Source organism: Actinoplanes sp. CA-252034 (genome assembly GCF_050956125.1).
Classification (GTDB): Bacteria; Actinomycetota; Actinomycetes; order Mycobacteriales; family Micromonosporaceae; genus Actinoplanes.
This window is the reverse complement of sequence record NZ_CP191846.1, coordinates 10,593,223-10,615,005: the sequence shown is the minus strand read 5'-3', so window position 1 is coordinate 10,615,005 and position 21,783 is coordinate 10,593,223. Positions and strand designations below refer to the sequence as shown.

Sequence of the window (21,783 nt, the reverse complement as noted above, 5' to 3'; positions counted from 1 at the left end):
ACGATGGTGAATGGCTGCACCTATGCTCAGTCGGCTGACATACAGATCTTGGGCAACACTTTCATAGGGGTTCATAACTACATGCGCACAAGACTCGGCGCAGTCACCATCGGCGCGGTTCTCATCGCCGGTAACTCCCTGGTCGCTTCTGCCCAGCCCGCCTTCGCCCAGCCGGCAACCAGGTTGCCGATCTCATCGGTGGGTGGTGTCGTCGTCGACGGGGTGCACAAGCAGATTTTCATCAGCGATCCGCAGTCCGGCAAGATCGTCGCGACGGGCTATGACGGAACGGTGATCGCGACTCGAAGCGGTCTGCCCGGGGTGGCCGGCATCAGCCTTTCCCCGGATGCGAAGACCCTTTACGGCGCGGTGCGCGGTGCGGACTCCATCGTGTCCCTGGCGACGGAGACCCTCACCGAGACTGCACGGTACGACACCGGAACGGGCACCGGTCCCAAGTTCCTGGCGTACGCGGGGGTCTGATCTGGTTCGGATACGACGGGTCGGGAACCGGGGACGGCGCCACGCCGGCCGGCATCGGCTCGCTCGACCCGGCCGGCGCAGCTTCCACCGTGGTACTCGAGCAGGACAAGGACACGCCGTGGCTGGCCGCGCCCAGGCTCGCCGCCACACCGGCGGCGCCCGGCGTGCTCGCCGCGGGCGAGTCCACGTACTCCGATACCGCCGGCCGGGTCGCTGTTTTCGACGTGTCCACCGGCATGGCCCGGCGAACCGCGGTGAAGACGCCCGGCAACGGCCGTACCGATGATCTCGCCCTCACCCCTGACGGGAAGCGCCTCATCACAGCGCGGGCCGGCTCGTCCCACGAGGTCTGGAAGGTCCCGCAGTTGTCCTCCTCGGGGACCTATCGCACCGAATGGTCCGCCAACGCCGTGGCGGTCGCCGACGACGGCACCGTCGCCACCGGCAGTTCCGCCTGGTACGACCCCGACGTGCACGTCTTCGCGCCGGGCTCGATGACCGCTCTGCGTAGGTACGACTTTCCCAACACCGGCACCAACAGCGGTGCGGACACTCTCGCGAACGAGGGCCTCGCCTGGGAGCCGGGCGGCACCGATCGGTTGTTCGCCGTCACGAGCAACTCCCAGAACGTCTTCTCCCTGAACGTCCTGACCGATCCGACCACGCCGGACCCGGAGCCGCTGCCGCGCCCGGGGCTGCCGGTGGAGACGGTGTCCGACTTCGTCGTCGACGGCGTCCACCAGCGGGTCTTCGTCAGCGACGCGCGGAACTCGACGATCGTCGCGGCGGACTTCACCGGCAAGGTTCTCGGGGTCCGGCGTAACCTGCCGGGCGTACAGGGGCTCGCGCTGGCCGCCGATTCGGCGCACCTCTACGCGGCCGTGCCCGGCGCTGACGCCGTGGTCTCCATCTCCACCGACACCGTGACCGAGGCGGCCCGCTACCCGACCGGCGACGACACGACCCCGACGCATGTGGCAACCACTCCGGGCAAGATCTGGTTCGGGTACGGCGACGACGACGGCGGCAACATCGGCTCGGTGGACATCACCGGGGACCAGCCCACGGTGACACTCGCCCAGGACGCGTCCGGATGGCCGAAGCCACCGCGCCTGGCCGCGGTCGTGGGCGCCCCGAACCTGCTCGCCGCCGCCAGCTCGGGCAAGGCTTCCGTGTACGACGTGTCGAGCGGCACCGCGATCCGGACCGCCGTGGGTGCCGACAAGCCGTGGTTGAACGACCTGGCTCTTTCCCCCGACGGAAGCCTGCTGTACACCGCCAGCGGCGAGGGCACCTGGGTCTGGAAGACCTCGGACATGTCGCTGGTGACCTCCTACCCGCCTGTCAGCAGCCCGCACGCGCTGGCAGTGGCTGCAGACGAGACGCTGGCCATCGGTTACGGCAACTTGTCCTACCAGCCTGAGGTGTACGTCTATCCGGCTGGTTCGGCCACGCCGATCCGGGTCATCGATCTGCCGGACACGGATCCCAACGTCACCGGCGCCGACAACCTGGTCGCGCAGGGGCTCGCCTGGGAATCGGGCGGCAGCCGGCTGTTCGCGGTGGCGGAGAACTCCAGGCAGGAGTTCATCCTGCAGGCGTTGGTAGACCCGGCCAAGTCCGTCACGACCCTGACTGTCGATGTTCCGGCCACCGCCACGCGGGGGAGGTCGCTCACCGTCTCGGGCACGCTCACCGCCAGCGTCCCGCTGCCGGCCGGCACCCCGTTGACGGTAGTCCGCGTCGACGAGGAGACGCCGAAGGGCAAACCGCTCGGCACCAGGGCATTGGGCGCGAACAACCGGTTCTCGTTCACCGACATCCCGTACGCCGGTGGCAAGGTCACCTACCAGGTGTCGTACGCCGGCGACCCCAAGCACATCGCCGCCTCCGCTGCCGACACCACCAGCATCGCCAAGGACGCCACCACCCTGACCCTGGACGGCAACGGCAAGACGCACACGTACAACAAAAAGGTCGTGTTCACCGCCAAGCTCGGCAAGACGTACCAGAACCGGGTCGTCGAGATCTGGGCCGACCCGTACGGCGGCGACAAGCCGAACAGGCTAGTGGCGAAAGGCAAGGTCAACAGCAAGGGCCAGCTGTCGGCTACCGTCTGGATGACCCGGAACACCACGGTGACCGCCCGCTTCGCCGGCGATACGCGTACGGCTCCGAGGACCGCGAAGGTCACGGCCTACTCCAAGGTCAACGTGTCCCTCACGGCCGGCGGGCACTACAAGACCGGCAAGATCGGATCGACGAAGTACCACTACTTCCGCAAGTCGAAGAACCCGGTCTTCACCACCACGATGACGGCGTACAAGGGTCGCTCCCAGCGGTTGGAGCTGCAGGTGTACGCGAACGGCAAGTGGCGCAACGCCGGCTCGGAGTACTTCACGCTCGCAGCGAACGGTCGCTCGCGGGTGACCCTGGGCCCGCCGCACGGCAAGGGACTGCGCCTGCGAATGCGATCGTCGTACGTGAGGACGTCCTCGGGCGACACCGTGAACGCCACGACCATCGGCGGTTGGGTGTACGTGACCTTCACCTGACAGCCCCAGGGCTGTGAGCGGGGCGGCGGCGCAGCGATGCGCCGCCGCCTCCCGGCCTCCTGTGAAACGGCCGCCTCGACGGTGAAGATCCGCGGATCGTTAGAGCAGCGGTGCATCCGCCGGCAGGGTCGAGTGGGGTCGGTAGGGCATGAGATGGTTTTCGGTGGACGGCCAGCTCGGGGTACTTCCGCGGATGGTGATCGGGCCCCGAAAGGTGGGGTCTCCGAACGGCCGCTGGTCGTCTTTCTGCACGGCCGGCAGGATGCCTACATCTGGTCTCGGCGCAGTTGCAGGGCTTGGTGGCGTGGCGGTGCGAATCCGAGCGTTCGGTGCCGGGGATGGCGGCCGCGTCGCCGGGGACTGCCCTACGTGGTCGTGCCATTTCTCGTCCTACCTCCTGCGTCTACTGGCCGATGGCGGGGACAACCTCGCCGCGCACCCGTCCCTCGTTCGGCGCCTGGATCATGGTGCCGGCGGCCTTCCCGCTGTCGCGCCTGGCGGTGTGTGGTGTCAGCGTGTTGTCCGTGACCCGCGCGGGGACGAATATGTGCAATCCACGTGGCTACGGATCGGAAGGTCAGGGGTTCGAGTCCCTTCAGGACGTTCAGGGTTGATCCCGGTTAGCTAATGGTGATAGCTTTTAGCTAACGCAGCTAGCCGGACGGGCAAGCTGGTTCCGACCCCGGAGATCGTCATGACTCAGTTCTTGAACGTCGAGGCCGGCACGATCGCGTACGACGTGAGCGGCGAAGGCCCGCTGGTGGTGCTAGCTCACGGCATGGGCGACAGCCGCGAGGCCTACCGCTTCCTGACTCCCGCCCTGGTGCAGGCCGGCTACCGGGTCGCTGTGATGGATCTGCGCGGCCACGGGGAGTCCAGCGTCGGGTGGGCCTCCTACACCCGTACCGCGATCGCCGGTGACCTGATCGCCCTGGTGAAGCACCTCGGTGGGCCGGCTGTGCTCATCGGGCACTCCATCGCCGGTGGTGCCGTCACGATCGCCGCGGCCAAAGCCCCGGAGCTGGTGACCGCGCTGGTCGAGCTGGCGCCGTTCACCCGCAAGCAGCAGGTCAAGCTCGGTGACATGCGGGTGGCCGCCTACCGCCGCGGCGCGACCGCCCTGATGGCGACCACCATCCTCGGCAGCACCAGGCAGTGGGCCAAATACCTCGACGCCGCCTACCCCGGCACCAAGCCCGCGGACTGGGACGCCCGCCTGAAGCAGATCACCGCGATGCTGCAGGAACCCGGCCGGATGAAGGTCCTGCAGAAGATGGGCACGATCTCCCCGGTCGACGCCGGTGAGCAGCTGGGCAACGTCACCCGCCCGACGCTGGTCGTGCAGGGCAGCCTCGACCCCGACTGGGTCTCACCGCAGGCCGAGGGTGAGGCCATCGTCGCCGACCTGCCGACCGGGCTGGGCCGGCTGACGATGATCGACGGTGCCGGGCACTACCCGCACGTGCAGTACCCCCAGCAGACCCTCGCCGTGGTCCTGCCCTTCCTGGCCGGCGTCCGTGCCTAGGGCAGGCCTGGACGCGGCCAAAGTCGTCGCGGCCGGCGCCACGCTCGCCGACGAGGTCGGTTTCGCCGAGCTGACCATGGGCCGGCTGGCCGACCGTGTGGGGGTACGCGTCCCCTCGCTGTACAAGCACATCACCGGCTTGGACGACCTCAACCGGCGCATCGCGGCGCTCGCCATCGCCGAGGCCGCCGACGCGATCGGTGCAGCCACCCAGGGCCGCTCCGGGCCCGACGCTCTGGCCGCCGCCGCCCGTGCGCTCCGCGACTTCGTGGTGGCCCACCCCGGCCGCTACGCGGCCACCATCGGCATCACGCCAACCGGTCCGGACGACCCGATCGTGCTCGCCGAACAGCGCGGACTCGCACCCTTCGAGGCGGTCCTGCGGGGATACGACATCGCCCCGCACGACATGACCCACGCGCTGCGCGCGCTGCGCAGCATCTTCCACGGCTTCGCAACCCTGCAGGCCACCAACGGATTCCAGTGGTCCACCGACATCGACGAGAGCTTCGAGTGGCTCATCACCCTCGTCGACCGCGGACTGCGCTCGACCTCGGCCGCCGGCCCCACGCCGGCCAGAGTGGAACCGTCATGAAACCAGTGATCACCTCCGTCATCGACATCGACGCCACCCCGCAAGCGGTATGGGACGTGCTCACCGATTTCGCCTCCTACGGCGAGTGGAGCACCTTCACCAACGCCGAGGGCACCGCTCGAGTGGGCAGCCGGCTCACCATGAAGATGCCGGGCATGACCTTCCGGCCCATGGTCACCGTCGCGGCGCCCGGCCGGGAACTGCGATGGGAAGGCAAGATCGGCGTGAAGCAGGTCTTCCACGGCCGGCACTCCTTCATCCTCACGGCCAACCCCGACGGCACCACCCGCTTCACCAACCACGAGGAATTCTCCGGCGTGCTGGTCACCCTGATCGGGCCCTTGCTCCCGACGCCCAAGAACGACGGGTACGCCACCTTCAACAACGGCCTCAAGCAACGGGTGGAAGGTCGCACCGAACGCAGGACACAGTGAGGTGACCTCAGCAAGGAATGGCAGCTGATCCGGTACGGGGTCGGCCGCGGTCGTGGCGTCCTGGTCGTATTCCGCCAGATGATCGTGACTGCAGGCTCAGCGGACCGTTGGGGCCACGGCTGGAACCCGCACGGCTCGCCCAGAAAATCTATGCTGACGGGACTAGACATCCTTGCGGTGGCTGGTTATTGTTTCTCTCGTTGACAGCAAAGATCGTTGAAGACGCAGACGAAAGACCGAGCGTCAAGCAGGGCCCGGATCGTTCGTGGCTCGCTCGGCACCGCGGTGGCACAGCATCACCGCACGCGTTTCAGTAAGGCACGTGCATCACAAGACCTTGACGTAACTCCAGGTCAGGGCACATGCGGGTAGGGCCGATGCAAGTTCGGGGCTCAACCTGCTGGAAGGCAGCAGTCGAAGTAGCGAGTAAGGCAAGTGCGAGACAAGACCTTGACGAATTTCCAGGTCAGGGCAGACGCAGGTGGGGCCGATGCAGGTTCAGGGCTCTGTCTGATGCAGGAGGATCCGCCGTACGTGTGCGGGGCCGTGAAGTTTGCGTGGGGCTCCGACACCGGCAGTAGTACGACAGCACCACAGCACCACAGGAAATGAAAGCAGAGGAAAGGGAGGGCCGAGCACCGTTGGATCGCCCACCGTCAGGGCAGTTTTCGTGTTCTGAGGTGGCACCGCAGTCTCCATCGAACGTGAGGTGGTCTCCGGTCACGCTTATGCGATCCTCGCACCCCAAGCCGCGAACGGCGGCAGGTGCGGAAAAGGCAAGCCGACGAACGTGTCGGTAGATGGTGTTGTGAACCCGTAACCCTGGGCCCCGGTGCTTCTTGCACCGGGGCCCTCGTCATGCCGAGGAGTGTGGATGGCTCAACCCGATGACATGCTCGACGACGAGCACTACCCGGCCTACACGATGGGCCGCGCCGCGGAGATGACCGGCGCCTCGCAGGACTTCCTGCGCCGCCTCGAGAAGGCGAGACTGTTCACCCCGTCCCGGTCGGCCGGCGGGCATCGGCGCTACTCACGCCACCAGATGCGTCTTGCCGCACGCGCTCGCGAGGTGGTCAGGCAAGGCATCGCCCTGGAAGCCGCCTGCCGGATCGTCGTCCTCGAGGACCAGCTCCAGGAAGCTCTCGAGAGTGACCGGAGCCAACCGCGTCGGCTGCAAGCGGAAGCCGCCTGATCTCGTTCGTCTTCACGGTCCTTCTCCCGTGGGCAGGCGGCTCCGGCCGGGTCGCGGCGAATGAGCATGTGACGCCGACGATGAGCAGGTCACCGGTACGACTGTTGCGTCGAACCGTCCTCCAGGTGGAAGACCTTCAGCAGAGCCGTGATGGACAGCACCTGGCGCACATTGTCGTGCGCCCGGCTGATCTCCAGCTTGCACCGCCGGCGCAGGGCATGCCGGCGGCAGATCAGCAGGGTGCGGATCCCCGACGAGTCGAGGAACGTCACCTGTTGCATGTCCAGGCAGATCCGTTGCGGGCGGTGCCGCTCCAGTGCGTCCTCGATGACGCGCTGGACTTCGGGGCCGCTGACCCTGTCCACTTCACCGGCCAACGAGACCACGACGGCGCCGCTCGTCGGCGAGGCGAGGGTACGCGCCTCCACCGACAGCCGAGGAGCGTTGGACGGAAGATACGAGGTCATACGGGGTCCGTTTCGCTGCGGGAGCTCTCAAGTCATCGTGCCGATCGCTCGCGCCAGCAAGCGATGCCGAGGAGGAGAACCCGTCACATGGCGGCCCAGAAACCCGACGTATTGCCTTCGAGGGCCAACGCTACGCCACATCGTCCGATCCCGTGCCGATCCCCAACGGGCGATGTTTGTTCGCGGCCCCGGATCGTGTCGACTGATCACGCTGCCCGTAGTGCCCGACGGGGGTCAGTACTCGCAGCTGACCCGGGTGTCCTTGGTGGCCTTCTCGCAGTGGTCGCCGGTGACGTCGTTGCCGCCTCCGTCGAGCAGGTCGGTGACCTGCTTCTCGTAGTCACCGCCGTCGAGGAAGTCATCGTCGGCGTCGCCGTAGAGCCGATCCTTGCCCTCGCCGCCGTTGATGGAGTCGACGCCCGCGCCCCCGTGGATCACGTCGTTGCCCTCTCCGCCGGAGAAGGAGCCGTTGCCGGCGTTTCCGGTGATCCGGTCGTTGCCGGCACCGCCCAGGAGGGATTCGACGTCGGCGCCGATGGTGTCGTGCTCGCCGACCTGGCCGTCGTCGTTCTTGGCGCCGTCGGCGTCGATGATGACCGCCCTGGTGTAGCCGGCGTAGTCGACGAAGTCGGAACCGGATCCGCCGATCATGACGTCTGCCGCCGGGGCGCCCTCGTGCAGGTCGTCGCCGTAGAGCCAGTCGCCGCCCGCGCCACCGTCGAGGCGGTCGCGGCCCGGGCCGCCGTGGAGGTCGTCGTCGCCCGCGTCGCCGTACAGTCTGTCGTTGCCCTCCAGGGCCCACAGCTGGTCGCCGCCGGTGCCGCCGCGCAGGGTGTCGTTACCGGTCAGGCCCCACAGGGTGTCCATGCCGCCCCGGCCGTCGGCCTTGTCGTCTCCACTTCCGGTCTGGATGGCGTCGCCACGCGATCCGCCGGTCACGGTGTCGCTGCCGCTCCCACTGAACGCGCTCATGCGTACGTCCGTGTTGTTGACGATGGTGTCGTTGCGGTCGTAGGTGTAGACGGTGACCCGGCCGGGGGCGTTTTTCGTCCTGCAGGTGACCTTGGTCTTGTCGCCCTTGACCTTCTTGCATCCCTTGCCCGCGCTGACCGCCACCCTGTCGTCGATGGTGATCGTGTTGCCGGAGCGCGTGACCACCACCCGGTTCTGCTTGCCGCTCGCCGCCTTGTACTGCACCTTCGTGCCAGAGGTGACCGACGCGACGCCGGCACCCGCCGCCTGGGCGGGAGAGGCGGCCATCCCTATGGCGGCCACAGTGGACACGGTGATGCCGGCGACCGCCGACCATGCGCTGCGGGGCATGCTGCTTCCTCCGGCATCGTGATCTCTTCAACGGTACGGTACCGTACCGACGACCCTGGAGATAGGTCGGCATCGTGCTGCCGTGGCTGTCAGCCGGACGACCAGGCAGGTCAAGCACTCCTACACCAGCTCGACACACTGGTATGCGGACGATCGAGGTCCGGCCGACCGCCAGGAACACCTGACAGATCAAGATCAAGGGCCTCAAGAAGGGCACCCTGTACGTCTTCTACGCCGCCGTGGACAAGGACAGTAACCAGTCGGAGGCGAAGGTCAAGAAGCAGAAGCTGACCCGATGACGCCCGGACCGCCCCGGGTTCGCGCCCGCTCCTCTGCTGCTGGCAGAACCGGGCGTGATCGGGTGTCGGCGACGGCGACGGCTCATTACCGTCGGCACATGGCAGACGTGACGCACCACCCCCGGCCACTGTTGCGCACCCTGCTCGGCGAGGTGCTGCGGCGCCGCCGCCTGGAGCAGGAGCGGACCCTTGCCGAGGTGGCCCGGGACGCGTGCGTCTCGGTGCAGTACCTGTCCGAGGTGGAGCGCGGTCGCAAGGAGGCGAGCTCAGAGATCGTGGCCGCCGTCTGTGACTCGCTCGGCATCGGGCTGGCCGACCTGCTGGCCGAGGTGGGGCGCGACCTGACCGCGCATCGCGCCCCGGTCCTCCGGCTGGAGACGGCCCGGTTGCGCCGCGCGGCAGATGCGCCGCGCGGCCTCCGGTCCGGCGATGTCGTGCTGCTGGCCGCCTGATCAGGCGGCGTTGAGCCGGTAACCGCGTGGCTCGCGCCGGGTGATGACCCGGTCGGCCAGGCCGTAGGCGACGGCGTCGGGGGCTGCCAGGGTCATCCGGCGATCGGTGTCCTCCCGGATCCGGGCGACCGAATGGCCGGTGTGCTCGGCCAGGATCTGATCCATCTCGGCCCGCACCTTGGCCACCTCCTTGGCCTCCACAGCCAGGTCCGGCAGCGTGCCGCGGGCCTGGCCGGACGGCTGGTGCAGGGTGACCTTCGCGTGCCGCAGCACCGACCGCTTGCCCGGGGTGCCGGCCGCCAGCAGCGCCGCGGACGCCGACGCGGCCTGGCCGACACAGGTGGTGGCGATGTCGCACCGGATGAAGTGCATGGTGTCGTAGATGGCGGTCAGCGCGCTGAAGGAGCCGCCCGGGGAGTTGATGTACAACCCGATCTCCTGTTCCCCGGTGGACTCCAGGTGGATCAGCTGGGCGATCACCACGTTGGCGACCCCGTCGTCGATCTCGGTACCGAGGAAGATGATCCGGTCCGAGAGCAGCCGGGAGTAGATGTCGAAGGCGCGTTCCCCGCTCGGCGTCTTCTCCACGACGGTCGGGATGGTGTAGTGGCTCATGCGCTCAGTCCCATCGGCTGGCGGGCCATGTCCGGGCGCACGTCGTCGACGCTGTCCAGGACCCGGTCGATGAGGCCGTACTCGAGCGCTTCCTCGGCGGTGAACCAGCGGTCACGCCGGCTGTCGCGTTCGACCGTGTCGATCGGCTGCCCGGTGTGCTCGGCGGTCAGGCCCAGCAGTGTCCGGCCGAGCCGTTCCAGCTGGTTGGCGTAGATCTCCACGTCCGCAGCGGTGCCACCGAACCCGGCCGAGCCCTGGTGCATGAGGATCTGGGCGTGCGGCAGGGCGTACCGCTTGCCGGGGGTGCCGGCGGTGAGCAGGAACTGCCCCATGCTGCCGGCCAGCCCGAGGGCCAGCGTGCTGACGTCGTTGGGGATCAGCCGCATGGTGTCGTAGATCGCCAGCCCGGCGGTGACCGAACCGCCCGGCGAGTTGATGTACAGGTTGATGGTGCTCACCGGGTCCTCGGCGGACAACAGCAGCAGCTGTCCGCAGATCCGGTTGGCGATCGGGTCGTCGACCTCGGATCCGAGCACGATGATGCGCTGGTGCAGCAGCTGAACGGACAGCTGGTCGTCGACGGACCCGGTCCCGCCCGGTGTCGCGGCAGTGAATGGATGCATGGCTCTCTCCTCCGGCTCGGCCCTGCGTGCCGTCTCCACCTTCGAGGTGATGACGTGCGCCGGCCAAGCCGATCTGCGGTCAGCAGATGAGGGAGAGCTCCGTGATCCGCCGGGATCCGTCCCACGATCCCGGCGGATCCGGTGCCGCCCGCGACCCTAGGGTCAGCGGCGGTAGGTGCGCTTGGCGAGCGTCGTCACGTTGCCCGCCCTGTCGTACGCGCGGAGCTGCACCGTGAACTTCTTGCCGTACTTCTTCGGGTTCAGCGTGAAGCTGTAGCCGGCCTTCGTGTCGGTGGCGACCACCTTGCCGTTGACGAGCAACTGGACCTTCGCCACGCCGTTCCGGTCGCTCGCTGAGGCGGCCAGCGTCGCCTTCGTCGTCAGCTTCGCGTTGTTCTTCGGCGCCTTGGTGAGCTTCAGCGCGGGGGCGACCGTGTCGTTGACGACGACGCGACGGACGACCGTGGAGTTGCCCAGGTTGTCGGTCACGACCCACTCGATGGTGTGGTCGCCCTGTGCCTTCGGGGCCACCGTCCAGGCCCACGGCGAGGTCGTGGCCCGGCCGCCGGTGACCCGCACCGAGCGGATGCCACTCGGGTCGGACGCCTTCGCGGTGGTGCGCACGCTACCGCGCACCAGCGCCCGGTTGCCCGGAGTCACCGAGCTGACGGCCGGACCCGCGTTGTCGACGTGGTAGGTGCCCGCGGTGTAGGTGCCGTTGTCGGCATGGTCGAAGACACGGACCGCGACGGACTGCGCGCCGTCGAGGCCACGGGTGTCCCAGGTGAGCGTCCACGGCGCCGCGGTGCTCCGGGCGACGATCTGCCCGCCCGCACCGAGCACCTCGATGCGCGCGGTGTCGCTGGAGACGTTCGTGGCCTGGAGCGTGGCCACGCCGTGCAGGCGCGACCCGAACGCCGGAGTGAGCGTCGCGTCAGGAGAGAGCACGTCCGCCCGTACCCTCGTGGTCTTCTCTCCGGTGTTTCCGGCCGCGTCGAAGGCGCGGACGGTGATCTGCGGCTCCTGCCCGTGCGTGTGGGCCGGCAACAGGATGCCGATCTCGCCGGGCACCGGGCTCTGACGGGTCACGGTGACCACGCCGTTCACCAGGACCTGCACCTTGGTGACCGCGACGTCGTCGGACCACGACGGGGTGAGCCGGCCGTACCGGCCGAGGAGTTGGCCCTCGGTTAGCCCGGTGGCGGTGACGACCGGCGGGTTGGTGTCGGTGCCGCCCGGAGCGGTCGGCGCCGGGTTGAGGACCAGCGGCGCGGTGTCGTTGGACTTGTCGAGGTCGTCGGCGAAACGCTCGCACGTGCACGCCGGGTTCACCTCGACCAGGCCGGCCGCGTCCTGGATCACCCTGTCGATCCGCAGGCTGAACGGCAGGCCGAGGGCGTAGTCCTTGCCGATCTTGAAGTATCCGTCGAGTACGCACGCGTACTGCACCGCGTCGGTGCGGGTCCGCTGCGCGTCCGTGGCGGGCGCACACCGCGACGGCGCACTCTGCACGGACGTGCCCGGCGGAATCGTGATCACCACGAGGCCGTGCGGCACGCCGGTGGCGATCCACTTGAGCGTGGCGGGACCGTCGTTGCGTACCCCGCCTCTGATCTGGACCACGTCGCCGGCCGCGCCGTACGCCTTGGCGCCCGCGGCGACGAGATCCGCGCTCTGACTACCGGTGATCGCCAGGTCCACGAACTGCCAGGGGTAAACGCCGACCTTCGCCGGTGTCACGTCGTCGAGCAGGGCTATGGGCGCCGCGTCACCGGGTGTGCCGTACGGCCGGTGGAACGCCATCTCCTCCCAGGTGAATCGGGTCCTCATCGTGCTCGGGGCGTAGGCGTCGGCCGGTGCGCGGAACGGCAGATCCACCCGGTACGACCTACCCGGCTCCAGGGTCCGGTCGAAGACGCAGGCCTCCAACTGTCCGAGGATGTCGTAGGTGCAGTTGTCGTACCGCCTCTCGGTCGTGTAGCCGTCGATCCCGAAAAACGAGACGGCGACGCCGTCGAGCGGCTTCGTGCCGGTGTAGGTGACCGACAGCGGCGCCGTGAAGATGCCGCCCGGTGTGGCCGCGGCCTGCACCGTCGCGCCCGCGGCCAGGGGCAGGCGGTCGTCGGCACGTGCGGGGCCGGCCAGGGCGAGGGGCGCGGTGAAAGCGGCCAGGACGGCGAGTGACCGCCAGGCCGTGGTGTTTCGCATGAAGTTGTTTCCTCCCCGTGTTCCCCGGCATCCTAAAGATCTACGGAGATGCTCGCTGTCCGCCCTGCCCCGGGTTGGGCCGGTCGTCCCCGGGGGACAGCGCGCGGCGTCGAAGTCTCGTACGCTGCGTCCCATTGATCTCCATCGTCAACACGTGAGGATTCCGTTGACGCATTCTCTTCTTCGATGGGCGCTGGCCGGCACGGCCGCGGTCGTGGCGTCCACCGTGCTCGCCGCCCCGGCCGCCGCGGCCGCTGATCCCGTCCTGCTCTCCGGTGCGACGCCGCGTGTCAGCGCGGTCGTGGGCGCCGACTTCGACGTCGCCCTGTCGGTCACGAACACGGGTTCCACACCACTGACGGGTGCCGGTGTCCTGCTGCACACCGACTGGGCCTTCGAGCCTGCCGAGCAGTTCTCCAACTGCGATTACCGCGCCGACGGTCGCGCGAGGCTCTGCACCTTCGGTCAGACGCTGGAACCGGGCCGGAGCTACCGGATCGTCCTGCCGTACAAGGTTCGGCCGGACACCTACGCGCCGGGCTCCGCCGCCGGGGAGTTCGAGTGGCGCACCGCCGACAAGATCTCCCACAACAGCGGGGACACCCCCGGAGCCGGTGGACCGCTCGAACTTCGCCAGGACAGCCCGCTACCCGGCTACGAGGGCGGGTCGTTCGCGACCGTCGACCTCACCGTGACCGGCACGAACACCCCGGACCTGGTGGCGATCGGCGACGAGGTCTCCGGTGCGGCCGGCGACCTGGTGCAGGCGACCGTGGGTGTGCGCAACGACGGGACGGCCACTCTGGACCGGGGCCGTTCCGGTGAGACGCCCGCCGAGGTGGAGGTGACGCTTCCGGCCGGCACGTCGTTCGTGAGCGCTCCCGGCTGCCGGCCCGGCGAGGCCTCGAACCACGTCTGTGCGGTGGGGGCGCCCTACCTCTTCACGGCGGGTGCGACCTACACCTGGACCTTCACCCTGAAGATCGATCAGGTCGTGGCCGACGCGCAGGGCACGGTCCAGGTCAACCCGCCGTGCGAGTGCGTCCGCCCCAGCGATGCGGACAGGTCCGACAACACCGCACTGCTGACGGTGAACCCGACCACGGGGAGCAGCGATCGGATCCCACCGGTGATCGCGAGCACCGGCCTCCTCGACGGTCAGCGGGCCCCTGCCGACCTCGTCTTCCACCCGGCGACCGCCGACAACCTCGGGGTCACCGAGCTGCAGGCGACCGTCAACGGCACCGTCGCGGCGGCCTGCACGGTGACCGAGGGCTGCAAGGTGTCGCTGGCGAGCCTGCCCACCAACACCATCGCCACCGTCACCGTTCGGGCGGGCGACGCGGCCGGCAACCAGAGCGAGAAGTCGACCCGGGTACGCGTCGACAACGTCCTGCCCAGCGCGATCCTCTCGCCCGCACCGGGCTCGTCAGTGCCCGCCGGCCCGGTCACGATCACGCTGAGCGGGGTCGCCGCCGACGTCTGGCGCATCGACGCGCTCGAGGGAGAGCTCCGGACCGGGCTGCCGGGTGACCCCTGGGCCTACACCTGGAACGCGGTCGCCGGGGCGGCTTCCCCGAGGTTCGTCCTGCGCGACTACGCCGGCAACATCACCACCATCGAGACCGGCTACACCGTGACCGTGGACGACCAGCCGCCGGTCATCACGCAGGTGGACTTCGTCGGCTCGTACTCGACGAACCGGCTGGACACGAGCACGGGCTGGGTCGGCGGCGTCAGCACCCTGAGGCCGACGATCAACGACGAGTCGGCGATCGTCCGGACCGAGTGGGCCGTCGACGGCGTCGTGCGATCGAGCGACCGGACGTTCTCCTGGGACGCTCGCACCTTCGCCGCCTCCGCGGCGACCGTCCGGCTCCAGGTCTGGGACGCGGCCGGCAACACGGCGTCCAAGTCGTTCGTCGTGAACATCGACAGGACCGGCCCCACGATGACCATCGCTCCGGGCAACCGCGCGCTGATCCGGGGTACGTCGTACCTCACCTCGGTCAAGGCCGCCGACCCGCACGGTGTCGCGGTCACCAACCTCGCAGGCCGGACCGGCTCAGTGACGTCGGTGCGGGTGGCGAGCGGCAGGGACGGCGTCAAGACGATCACCTGGGTGGCCGTCGACGGGCTGGGCAACCCGGCGACCGCCACACGGGCCGTGATCGTCGACAACACCGCGCCCGCGCTCAAGGTCACCAAGGCGCCGAAGAACCGGTCGAAGCTGACCAGGAAGGTGACGATCGCGGCGTCGGCGAGCGACCGGAACGGCGTGGCCAAGGTGCAGTTGCTGGTCAACGGCAAGGTGGTCGCCACCGATGCCAAGGCCGCCTACAGCTTCGCCCTCAACCCGAAGAAGTACGGCAGGAAGCTGACGGTCCAGCTTCGTGCCTACGACAGGGCGGGCAACGTCCGGTACTCGGGCAAGCTGACCTACCGTCGCTGATCCACGACGACCGTGGAAACAGGTGTGGCCGTCACCCGGGGGGTGACGGCCACTTCTGTTCGCGGGACTAGCGCCGGTAGGTCCGGGCGGTGGTGTACCGGACATTGCCGGCTCGGTCGTACGCTCGGAATCGCATCGTGAACTTCTTGCCGTACTTCTTCGGGTTGATCGCGAAGGTGTAACCGGCCGTGGTGTCGGTCCTCACCACCTTGCCGTTGACCAGCAGCTGCACCTTGGCGATGCCGTACCTGTCGGCCGCCGCGGCGGTGACCGCGAACGTCTTCTCGACCTTCGCACCGTTCTTCGGCGCCTTGGCGATGCTCACCGACGGGACGTGGTTGTCCACGAGCAGGGGCCGATCGAGGACCGTCTCGTTGCCGGCCGCGTCGACGGCGTGCCAGCCGAGCGAGTACCAGCCGTCCGGCACCTCACGGCTGTCGATGGTGACCGTGCGCGAGCTCTCCTGGGCGTACGAGCGCAGGTGCCTCGTGGTGTTCAGGGAGGCCTCGAAGGAGGCGAACGGGCTGGCGTCACGGTATCCGCCGAGCGAGACGGTGAAGCCGCCCCGGACCGCGCGGCCCGCACTGGTGCTGCCCGTGATCACCGGGCGGTCGTTGTCGACGGTCACCGTCCTGGTCATCTCGGTCACGTTGCCGGCCTGGTCGCGTACCCGGACGGTCATGGAGGTCCTGCCGTCGGGAACCTCGACGTCCCAGCCCAGGTCGAGGTTGCCGCCGCCGGTGAGGTCACGGGCCGCGACCACCCGGCCGCCGACGAGCAGCTCGGAGCCGATGACGTGGACGTTGTCGTCCGCGTCCACGGTGAGCGTGCCGCCCCGGCCCACGTAGCCGTCCCGGCGCGGGAAGCGGACGGTCAGCCCGGTCGGCGCCTTGTTGTCGACCACGACCTGGAAGCCGCGCGACGTCAGCGATCCGGTCGCCGTGGTGGCGCGGGTGCTCAACTGCACCGATCCGTCGAAGCCGGTGGTGTCCCAGTCGATGCCCCACGGTGCGGCGGTGTCGGTGCCGATCTCGCGGCCGTCGGCGAACACGGTCAGGCCGGTGACAGCGGACAGGTCCTCGGACGGCTGCGTCACGAAGGTCACCGGCACGACACCGCGGATCCAGTGCCCGGCGGTACGGGCGTAGACCGCGGGCGCCGACGCGGCGGCGTAGACGGGTGGTGCGGTGATCAGCGAGGCGGCCACGACGGCCGCGGTGACGAATCCGGTCCTCTTCACGACATCCCCCATGACTCAGCGCCGGTAGGTGCGCTTGGTGCTGTACATGACGTTGCCGGCGCGGTCGTAGGCCCGTACCCGCATGGTGAACTTCCTGCCGTACTTCGCCGGGTCGAGAGTGAGCCGGTAGGCGGCCTTCCTGTCGGTGGCGACGACCTTGCCGTCGATCAGCAGCTCGACCCGGGTGACGACGTTCTTGTCCGCGGCGGTGGCCGTGACGGTCACCTTCTTGCGCAGCCTGCTGTTGTTCGCCGGCGCACTGGTGATCTTCAGTGTCGGCCGGCGGCTGTCGACGACGACCTTGCGGGTGATCTGCGTGAGGTTGTTCAGGGAGTCGTAGACCCGGACGGTCATCGTGGCCGTGCCGTCCTTCGCCTTGGGGTCCCAGCGCAGGGACGGCTGGCGCCTGCCGTTGATCCACAGCTCGGTGCCGGCGATCCCGCGGGGGTCGGCGGCTTCGACCCGGAGGCTCGCGCCGGCCCTGATGTAGCCGTCGGTGACCGGGAACCGCACCTTCGCGCTCGGACCGGTGAGGTCGGCGGCGGTGCGGTCCTTCTCGTACACGGTGACGGAGCCGGCGCCGGACCGCTTGATCGTGACCATCTGCGCCGGGGTGGGCACACCGTCGGCGTCCACACCGGAGAGAAGGTACGAGCCGGGGGGCAGCAGGTTGGCGTTGGCCGGCATGGTCGCGGTGACCGCCGCGCCGTCCTGGCGGAACGACAGCGGCACACGGCGCTGGTCGGTGTTGTACGAGTGGGTGACGCTGGTGGCCCGGATCAAGGACAGCGACGTCAGCTTGCGCCCGTCGGAGAGCCCGAGCGACACGGTGCCGCCGTAGGTCAGGGAGCCGCTGATGCCGGTGATCTGCGGCCGGTTCGCCCAGCGGACCCGGCCGTCGGAGCCCTTGGCGAACAGGTACGGCGGGTAGTAGACCTCGGCGTTGAAGTTGTCCTCGGGACCCGGCACGCCGCCGGCCGCGGTCAGCACCGAGCCGCTCGGCATCAGCACCGCCGTGGAGTGGTAGCTGCGGATCCGCTGCGCCCTGGCGGCGTCGCGCCACTTGCCGGTGGCGGGGTTCCAGATCTCCGAGTCGTACGCCGAGTTGGCCGCCCCCGCCTGGGTGCCGACCCGGGTGCCGCCGTTGGCCAGCACCTCGCCGTTGGGCAGGACAGTCAGGTTGAGCCAGTTGCGCGCGAGCCGCATCGCGCTGGTCTCGGCCGTCCTCGGAGTCGTTCCGTTGATGTCGACGGCGGTGGCCCGGTTGGTGCCGACCTGGTTGCTGCCGTTGTTGTACTGGCCGCCGCCGGCGAACAGCAGCCGGCCCGGCGCGTACATCACCGAGGAGCCGGAGACGCCGATCGGGACGGGCAGCGTGCCCAGCGAGGTGACCTTGCCGGCGCCGGTCGGGTCGAGTCTCCACATCTGGTCGTACGAGACGCCGAAGACCTTGCCGTCGGGTGCGACGTACGCCCGCGGATACCACCAGCGGTTGTCCTTCGCACCGAACGCGATCGTGCTGTCCGCGCCGGTCAGCCTGGTCCACGCCCCGGTCCCGGTGCCGATCTCCGGGGTGGTGGCGACGGTCGTGTTGTCGTTCGGCTTCTGGAACGCGTCGACGTTGTAGGAGTTGCCGCCGCCGAGGGCGAGCATCCGGTCGTCGGGCAGGCGCAGCACGGAGGCGTACCACCGCTGGCGGTTGAGTTGCGCGCCCATCGTCTGCTGCCCGGTGGCCGGGTCGTAGATCATCGTCGCGGTCGTGGAGTTGCCGCCCACCATCAGCAGCCGGCCGTCGGGCAGCCGCTCGAGGATGTTGCAGAACGCGTCGTACGAGTGCATGGACGGCGTCTGCCGGTGCGCGGTCACGCCGACACCGGCGGCCGGGTCCCAGTCGTCGTAGGAGAAGCCGCCCTGTCTGGCCTCGCCGGGCGGGGTCCCGTAGCTGACCACGTGCCCGTTGGGCAGCAGCGCCATGTGGATGCCGACCAGCGGCCACGCCACCTGGGACGAGTACATGCCGGTCAGGTGGGCGTTCGGCGCCGGGAGGGTCTTGCCGAGGAAGGGGTCGGCGGGCTGGTTGAGCGCGACCCGGCCGGACCCGACGGTCACCTGTGTGGCGCCGGCGGCGGCCGCGGCGAGCGCCTGGTGTGCGGCGTGGTCGGCGGACATCGCGGTGCCGGTGGACAGCGCCATCCCCCCGGCGACGACCGCTGTCACGGTGGCTCCCGCCATCAGCCGATGCCTGTGGCGCGGCACTCCACGAACCATTCCAGCCCCTATCCCTGCAGCGTGCGCGATGGCGACGTCGGCCGATCCTACGGAACGACGGGTCGATTCCGCATCGTCGTGACGTCATGGTTGCGGCCCACAGGTTACTCGAAAAGTCAGAAAGAGACATAAAGCACTTTCGCTGTCGATCGCGCACCGAATCGATCCCTCAAACGTCCTCCGTGCGGATGTGTGTCGATGCCCTATCAGTTCGTGGAGGGGAGAAGCGCATGGCTCGGATCGGTGCGGCGTTGCGCCAGGGGTGGCGCCGGGTGAAGGCGTTGCCCCGGTGGGTCCGGCGCACCCTGGCGGTGCTCCTCGTGGTCCAGACGACGCTGGTGGTGGCCGCCGTCGGCTACGTCGCGAGCGTGGACCTGCCACCGGATCCGGTGCCGCCGCAGGCCTCGGTCCTCTACTACCGCGACGGCCGGACGGTTCTCGCGCGGATCGGGCTCACCGACCGCACCGACGTCACCCTGGACCGGGTGCCCGCCGGCGTCCGCCAGGCCTTCCTCGCCGCCGAGGACCGCGGGTTCGCCGACCACTACGGCGTCTCGGCGCGTGGCCTGGTCCGGGCGCTCTGGTCGAACGTGATGGACGACAGCGGCGAGGGCGCCTCGACGATCACCCAGCAGTACGTGCGCAACGCGTACCTGACACAGGAGCGGACGGTCAGCCGCAAGGCACGGGAGGCGGCGCTCGCGCTGAAGGTCGAGGACCGGTACAGCAAGGACCAGATCCTCGAGCGCTACCTCAACACCATCTATTTCGGCCGGGGCGCGTACGGCATCGAGGCCGCGGCGCACGCCTTCTTCGGAGTGTCCGTCGACCGGCTGACCACGGAACAGGGCGCCGTACTGGCCGCGATGGTCAAGGACCCGACCCGCGGCGACCCGGCACTGGATCCGGAGTGGACGCTGGATCGCTGGAAGTGGATCCTGCGGGCGATGAGCGAGGCGGGCTGGCTTCCGGACGGGGCGGCCGACCGCACGCCGTACCCGACCGTCGCCGCGGAGTCCGTCACCGCCGCCGCCATCGACGGGCCGATCGGGCTGATCACCGACCGGGTCGAGGACGAGCTGGTGGTCGCCGGCTTCACCCGTCAGCAGATCCGCACCGGTGGCCTGAGCATCACCACCACGCTCGACGCCACCGCACAGCGGGCCGCCACCGCGAGCATCGCGCGGGCCCTCGACGGCCAGCCCGAGGAGCTGCGGACCGCGCTGGTGGCGATCGATCCGCAGGACGGCGGAGTGCGCGCCTACTACGGTGGCGACCGGGGCCGCGGCTTCTACGACGACGCCCTGGCCGCCCGGCCGCCCGCTTCCACGTTCAAACCGCTGGTCCTGGCCGCCGCCGAGGAGCGCGGGATCAGCTTCCGGTCGTATTACAACGGCACCTCGCCGCGGGTGTTCGCCGATCGTGGCGGCGCCCCGCTCTACAACCAGGACAACCTGCAGTGCCCGATGTGCCCGCTGGACGTCGCGATGGTGCACTCGCTGAACACGCCGTTCTACGCCCTGGCCGAGAAGATCGGCCCGAACCGGATCCGCGATCTCGCCCTCCGGCTGGGGGTGCCGGAGAAGTACGGCGACCAGGCCACCATGGTCGACCTGAAGGGGGAGCCGGCGCCCGGCCGGACCCGCGCCGACATCGCCATCGGCCGGTACGCGGTCGCACCGGCCGACATGGCGAGCGTCTACGCCACCCTGGCCGGCGGCGGCGAGCGGACGGACCGCCATTTCGTGGTCTCGGTCGTCGCTGCCGGGGGTGGCGTCCTGCACCGGCACGAGGCCGGCCCGGAACGGGTGCTCGATGCCGGGGTGGCGGCCGACGTCGGCGCCGTGTTGTCGCAGGTCGTCGACTCGGAGGGCCGGGTTCCCGGCGTCGAGGCGGCCGCGAAGACCGGGTCGCAGCAGTACGGCGACACGGCCGACTCCTCCGACGCCTGGACGACCGGGTGGGCCTCCGGTCTCGCCGCGGCCGTCTGGGTGGGACGGGACAAGCCGGGGCCGATCCGCACCGCGAACGGCAAGGCCATCAACGGCGACGGTATGCCGTACCAGATCTTCCGGGACTTCCTGTCCGGCGCTCTCGCCGGCGGCGGGGTGAGCCCTCTGCCCCGGCCGGCGAACGTGGGCCGCGAGGACACCGGTGACCTGGAGACGATCGAGGGTGACGTCAAGATGGTGCCGGGCCTGATCTACCAGGGCCCACGCAAGGGCGACCTGGTCGACCGGTCGCTGGCGGTCGGCACCTGGTCGCAGCGGGTGTCGCGGCTCGACGAGGCTCTGCGTGAGCACGCGGCCGCCGGCCTGGACTTCGCGGTCTCGCTCGTCGACCGCAGGACCGGGCACCGGTACGACTACCGGGGCGATCGTGAGTTCGAGACGGCCAGTGTGGTGAAGGTGCCCCTGATGGCCGCGCTGCTGCTGAAGGCACAGGACGCGGGCCGGGGGTTGACCTCGGCCGAGCAGAAGCGGGTCCGCAAGATGATCGTGGCCAGTGACAACGAGGCGGCCGTGCAGGTGTACGCGAAGGTCGGTGGAACGGCCGGGCTGCGGCAGGCCCTGCGGCGCATCGGCCTCGACGACACCGACCCGGACCCGAAGTTCGGCCTGACCACCACCACGGCGAAGGACCAGACCCGGCTGGTGTCCGCGCTGACCACGTCCGGCAGCCCTCTCACCGAGGCGTCCAGGGCGCAGATCCTGCAGCTCATGGGCTCGGTCAACGCCGATCAGACATGGGGGATCAGCGCGGCCTCGTTCGAGGGGGAGTCGACGGCGCAGAAGAACGGCTGGATGTCACGGTCCACCGAGGACAACCGGTGGATCGTCAACAGCACCGGCCGGATCCACGGGGAGAAGACCGACGTCGCGCTCTCCGTGCTGTCGCACGGGCACCGGACGCGGAAGGAGGGGATCGAGTCGGTCGAGCGGATCTCCGCACTGACGCGGAGCCATCTGGGCTGGTGAGCGAAGAGATAGAGCGGCTTAACAGTTAAGTTGACCAACAGTGTGTGAGCGCTCACACTCGCTCCATCCAC

16 protein-coding genes are annotated in these 21,783 nt (G+C 69.3%); 9 read left to right on the top strand and 7 right to left on the bottom strand.

Features of this window, described 5'->3' with window-relative positions:
- Positions 1 to 81 precede the first annotated feature (81 nt).
- The 6 genes from ACQPZW_RS48115 to ACQPZW_RS48090 all read left to right on the top strand — a co-directional run bounded on the left by ACQPZW_RS48115 (position 82) and on the right by ACQPZW_RS48090 (position 6,787).
- Positions 82 to 483: a hypothetical protein gene (locus ACQPZW_RS48115; RefSeq protein ID WP_433792646.1), complete on the top strand. Its 402-nt coding sequence runs from the start codon at positions 82 to 84 to the stop codon at positions 481 to 483.
- Between the two features lie 89 nt (positions 484 to 572).
- Entirely contained in the window at positions 573 to 3,038 is a 2,466-nt protein-coding gene (locus ACQPZW_RS48110) for a WD40 repeat domain-containing protein (RefSeq protein ID WP_433792645.1), read from the top strand.
- A gap of 694 nt (positions 3,039 to 3,732) precedes the next feature.
- Entirely contained in the window at positions 3,733 to 4,563 is an 831-nt protein-coding gene (locus ACQPZW_RS48105) for an alpha/beta fold hydrolase (protein ID WP_433792644.1), read from the top strand.
- Entirely contained in the window at positions 4,556 to 5,158 is a 603-nt protein-coding gene (locus tag ACQPZW_RS48100; RefSeq protein WP_433792643.1) for a TetR/AcrR family transcriptional regulator, read from the top strand. Before ACQPZW_RS48105 ends, ACQPZW_RS48100 begins: the two co-directional genes overlap by 8 nt.
- A complete protein-coding gene (locus ACQPZW_RS48095; protein ID WP_433792642.1) occupies positions 5,155 to 5,592 on the top strand; it encodes an SRPBCC family protein in 438 nt (145 codons plus the stop codon). The genes ACQPZW_RS48100 and ACQPZW_RS48095 overlap by 4 nt, the downstream gene beginning before the upstream one ends.
- An 874-nt stretch (positions 5,593 to 6,466) precedes the next feature.
- Positions 6,467 to 6,787 carry a MerR family transcriptional regulator gene (locus tag ACQPZW_RS48090; protein WP_433792641.1) on the top strand — a complete coding sequence of 107 codons (321 nt, stop codon included), beginning with the start codon at positions 6,467 to 6,469 and terminating at the stop codon, positions 6,785 to 6,787.
- A gap of 89 nt (positions 6,788 to 6,876) precedes the next feature.
- On the opposite strand, the gene ACQPZW_RS48085 is transcribed toward ACQPZW_RS48090, so the two are convergent.
- The gene (locus ACQPZW_RS48085) at positions 6,877 to 7,254 is read right to left on the bottom strand and encodes an STAS domain-containing protein (protein WP_433792640.1); all 378 of its coding nucleotides are present in this window, start codon (positions 7,252 to 7,254) and stop codon (positions 6,877 to 6,879) included.
- 234 nt (positions 7,255 to 7,488) lie between these two features.
- Entirely contained in the window at positions 7,489 to 8,577 is a 1,089-nt protein-coding gene (locus tag ACQPZW_RS48080; protein WP_433792639.1) for a calcium-binding protein, read from the bottom strand.
- A 397-nt stretch (positions 8,578 to 8,974) separates the two neighbouring features.
- On the opposite strand from ACQPZW_RS48080, the gene ACQPZW_RS48075 reads away from it, so the two are divergent.
- Entirely contained in the window at positions 8,975 to 9,328 is a 354-nt protein-coding gene (locus ACQPZW_RS48075; protein ID WP_433792638.1) for a helix-turn-helix domain-containing protein, read from the top strand.
- Here the strand turns inward: ACQPZW_RS48075 and ACQPZW_RS48070 are convergent, their stop codons facing one another.
- From ACQPZW_RS48070 to ACQPZW_RS48060, 3 genes are all read right to left on the bottom strand, one after another.
- Positions 9,329 to 9,943 carry a ClpP family protease gene (locus tag ACQPZW_RS48070; protein ID WP_433792637.1) on the bottom strand — a complete coding sequence of 205 codons (615 nt, stop codon included), beginning with the start codon at positions 9,941 to 9,943 and terminating at the stop codon, positions 9,329 to 9,331.
- Positions 9,940 to 10,566, bottom strand: coding sequence for a ClpP family protease (locus tag ACQPZW_RS48065; RefSeq protein WP_433792636.1), 627 nt, complete (start codon positions 10,564 to 10,566; stop codon positions 9,940 to 9,942). Before ACQPZW_RS48065 ends, ACQPZW_RS48070 begins: the two co-directional genes overlap by 4 nt.
- A gap of 162 nt (positions 10,567 to 10,728) precedes the next feature.
- Positions 10,729 to 12,774 carry an Ig-like domain-containing protein gene (locus tag ACQPZW_RS48060; RefSeq protein WP_433792635.1) on the bottom strand — a complete coding sequence of 682 codons (2,046 nt, stop codon included), beginning with the start codon at positions 12,772 to 12,774 and terminating at the stop codon, positions 10,729 to 10,731.
- A gap of 154 nt (positions 12,775 to 12,928) precedes the next feature.
- Between ACQPZW_RS48060 and ACQPZW_RS48055 the strand changes: the two genes are divergently transcribed.
- Entirely contained in the window at positions 12,929 to 15,226 is a 2,298-nt protein-coding gene (locus ACQPZW_RS48055) for an Ig-like domain-containing protein (protein ID WP_433792634.1), read from the top strand.
- A 67-nt stretch (positions 15,227 to 15,293) separates the two neighbouring features.
- Here ACQPZW_RS48055 and ACQPZW_RS48050 read toward each other — a convergent pair whose 3' ends face one another.
- Positions 15,294 to 16,466 (bottom strand): Ig-like domain-containing protein, encoded by a 1,173-nt coding sequence (locus tag ACQPZW_RS48050; RefSeq protein WP_433792633.1) that lies wholly within the window; start codon positions 16,464 to 16,466, stop codon positions 15,294 to 15,296.
- 15 nt (positions 16,467 to 16,481) lie between these two features.
- Positions 16,482 to 18,683, bottom strand: a complete 2,202-nt coding sequence (locus tag ACQPZW_RS48045) for a galactose oxidase-like domain-containing protein (RefSeq protein ID WP_433792632.1) — start codon at positions 18,681 to 18,683, stop codon at positions 16,482 to 16,484.
- A gap of 281 nt (positions 18,684 to 18,964) precedes the next feature.
- On the opposite strand from ACQPZW_RS48045, the gene ACQPZW_RS48040 reads away from it, so the two are divergent.
- Positions 18,965 to 21,712 (top strand): transglycosylase domain-containing protein, encoded by a 2,748-nt coding sequence (locus tag ACQPZW_RS48040; protein WP_433792631.1) that lies wholly within the window; start codon positions 18,965 to 18,967, stop codon positions 21,710 to 21,712.
- Positions 21,713 to 21,783 lie beyond the last annotated feature (71 nt).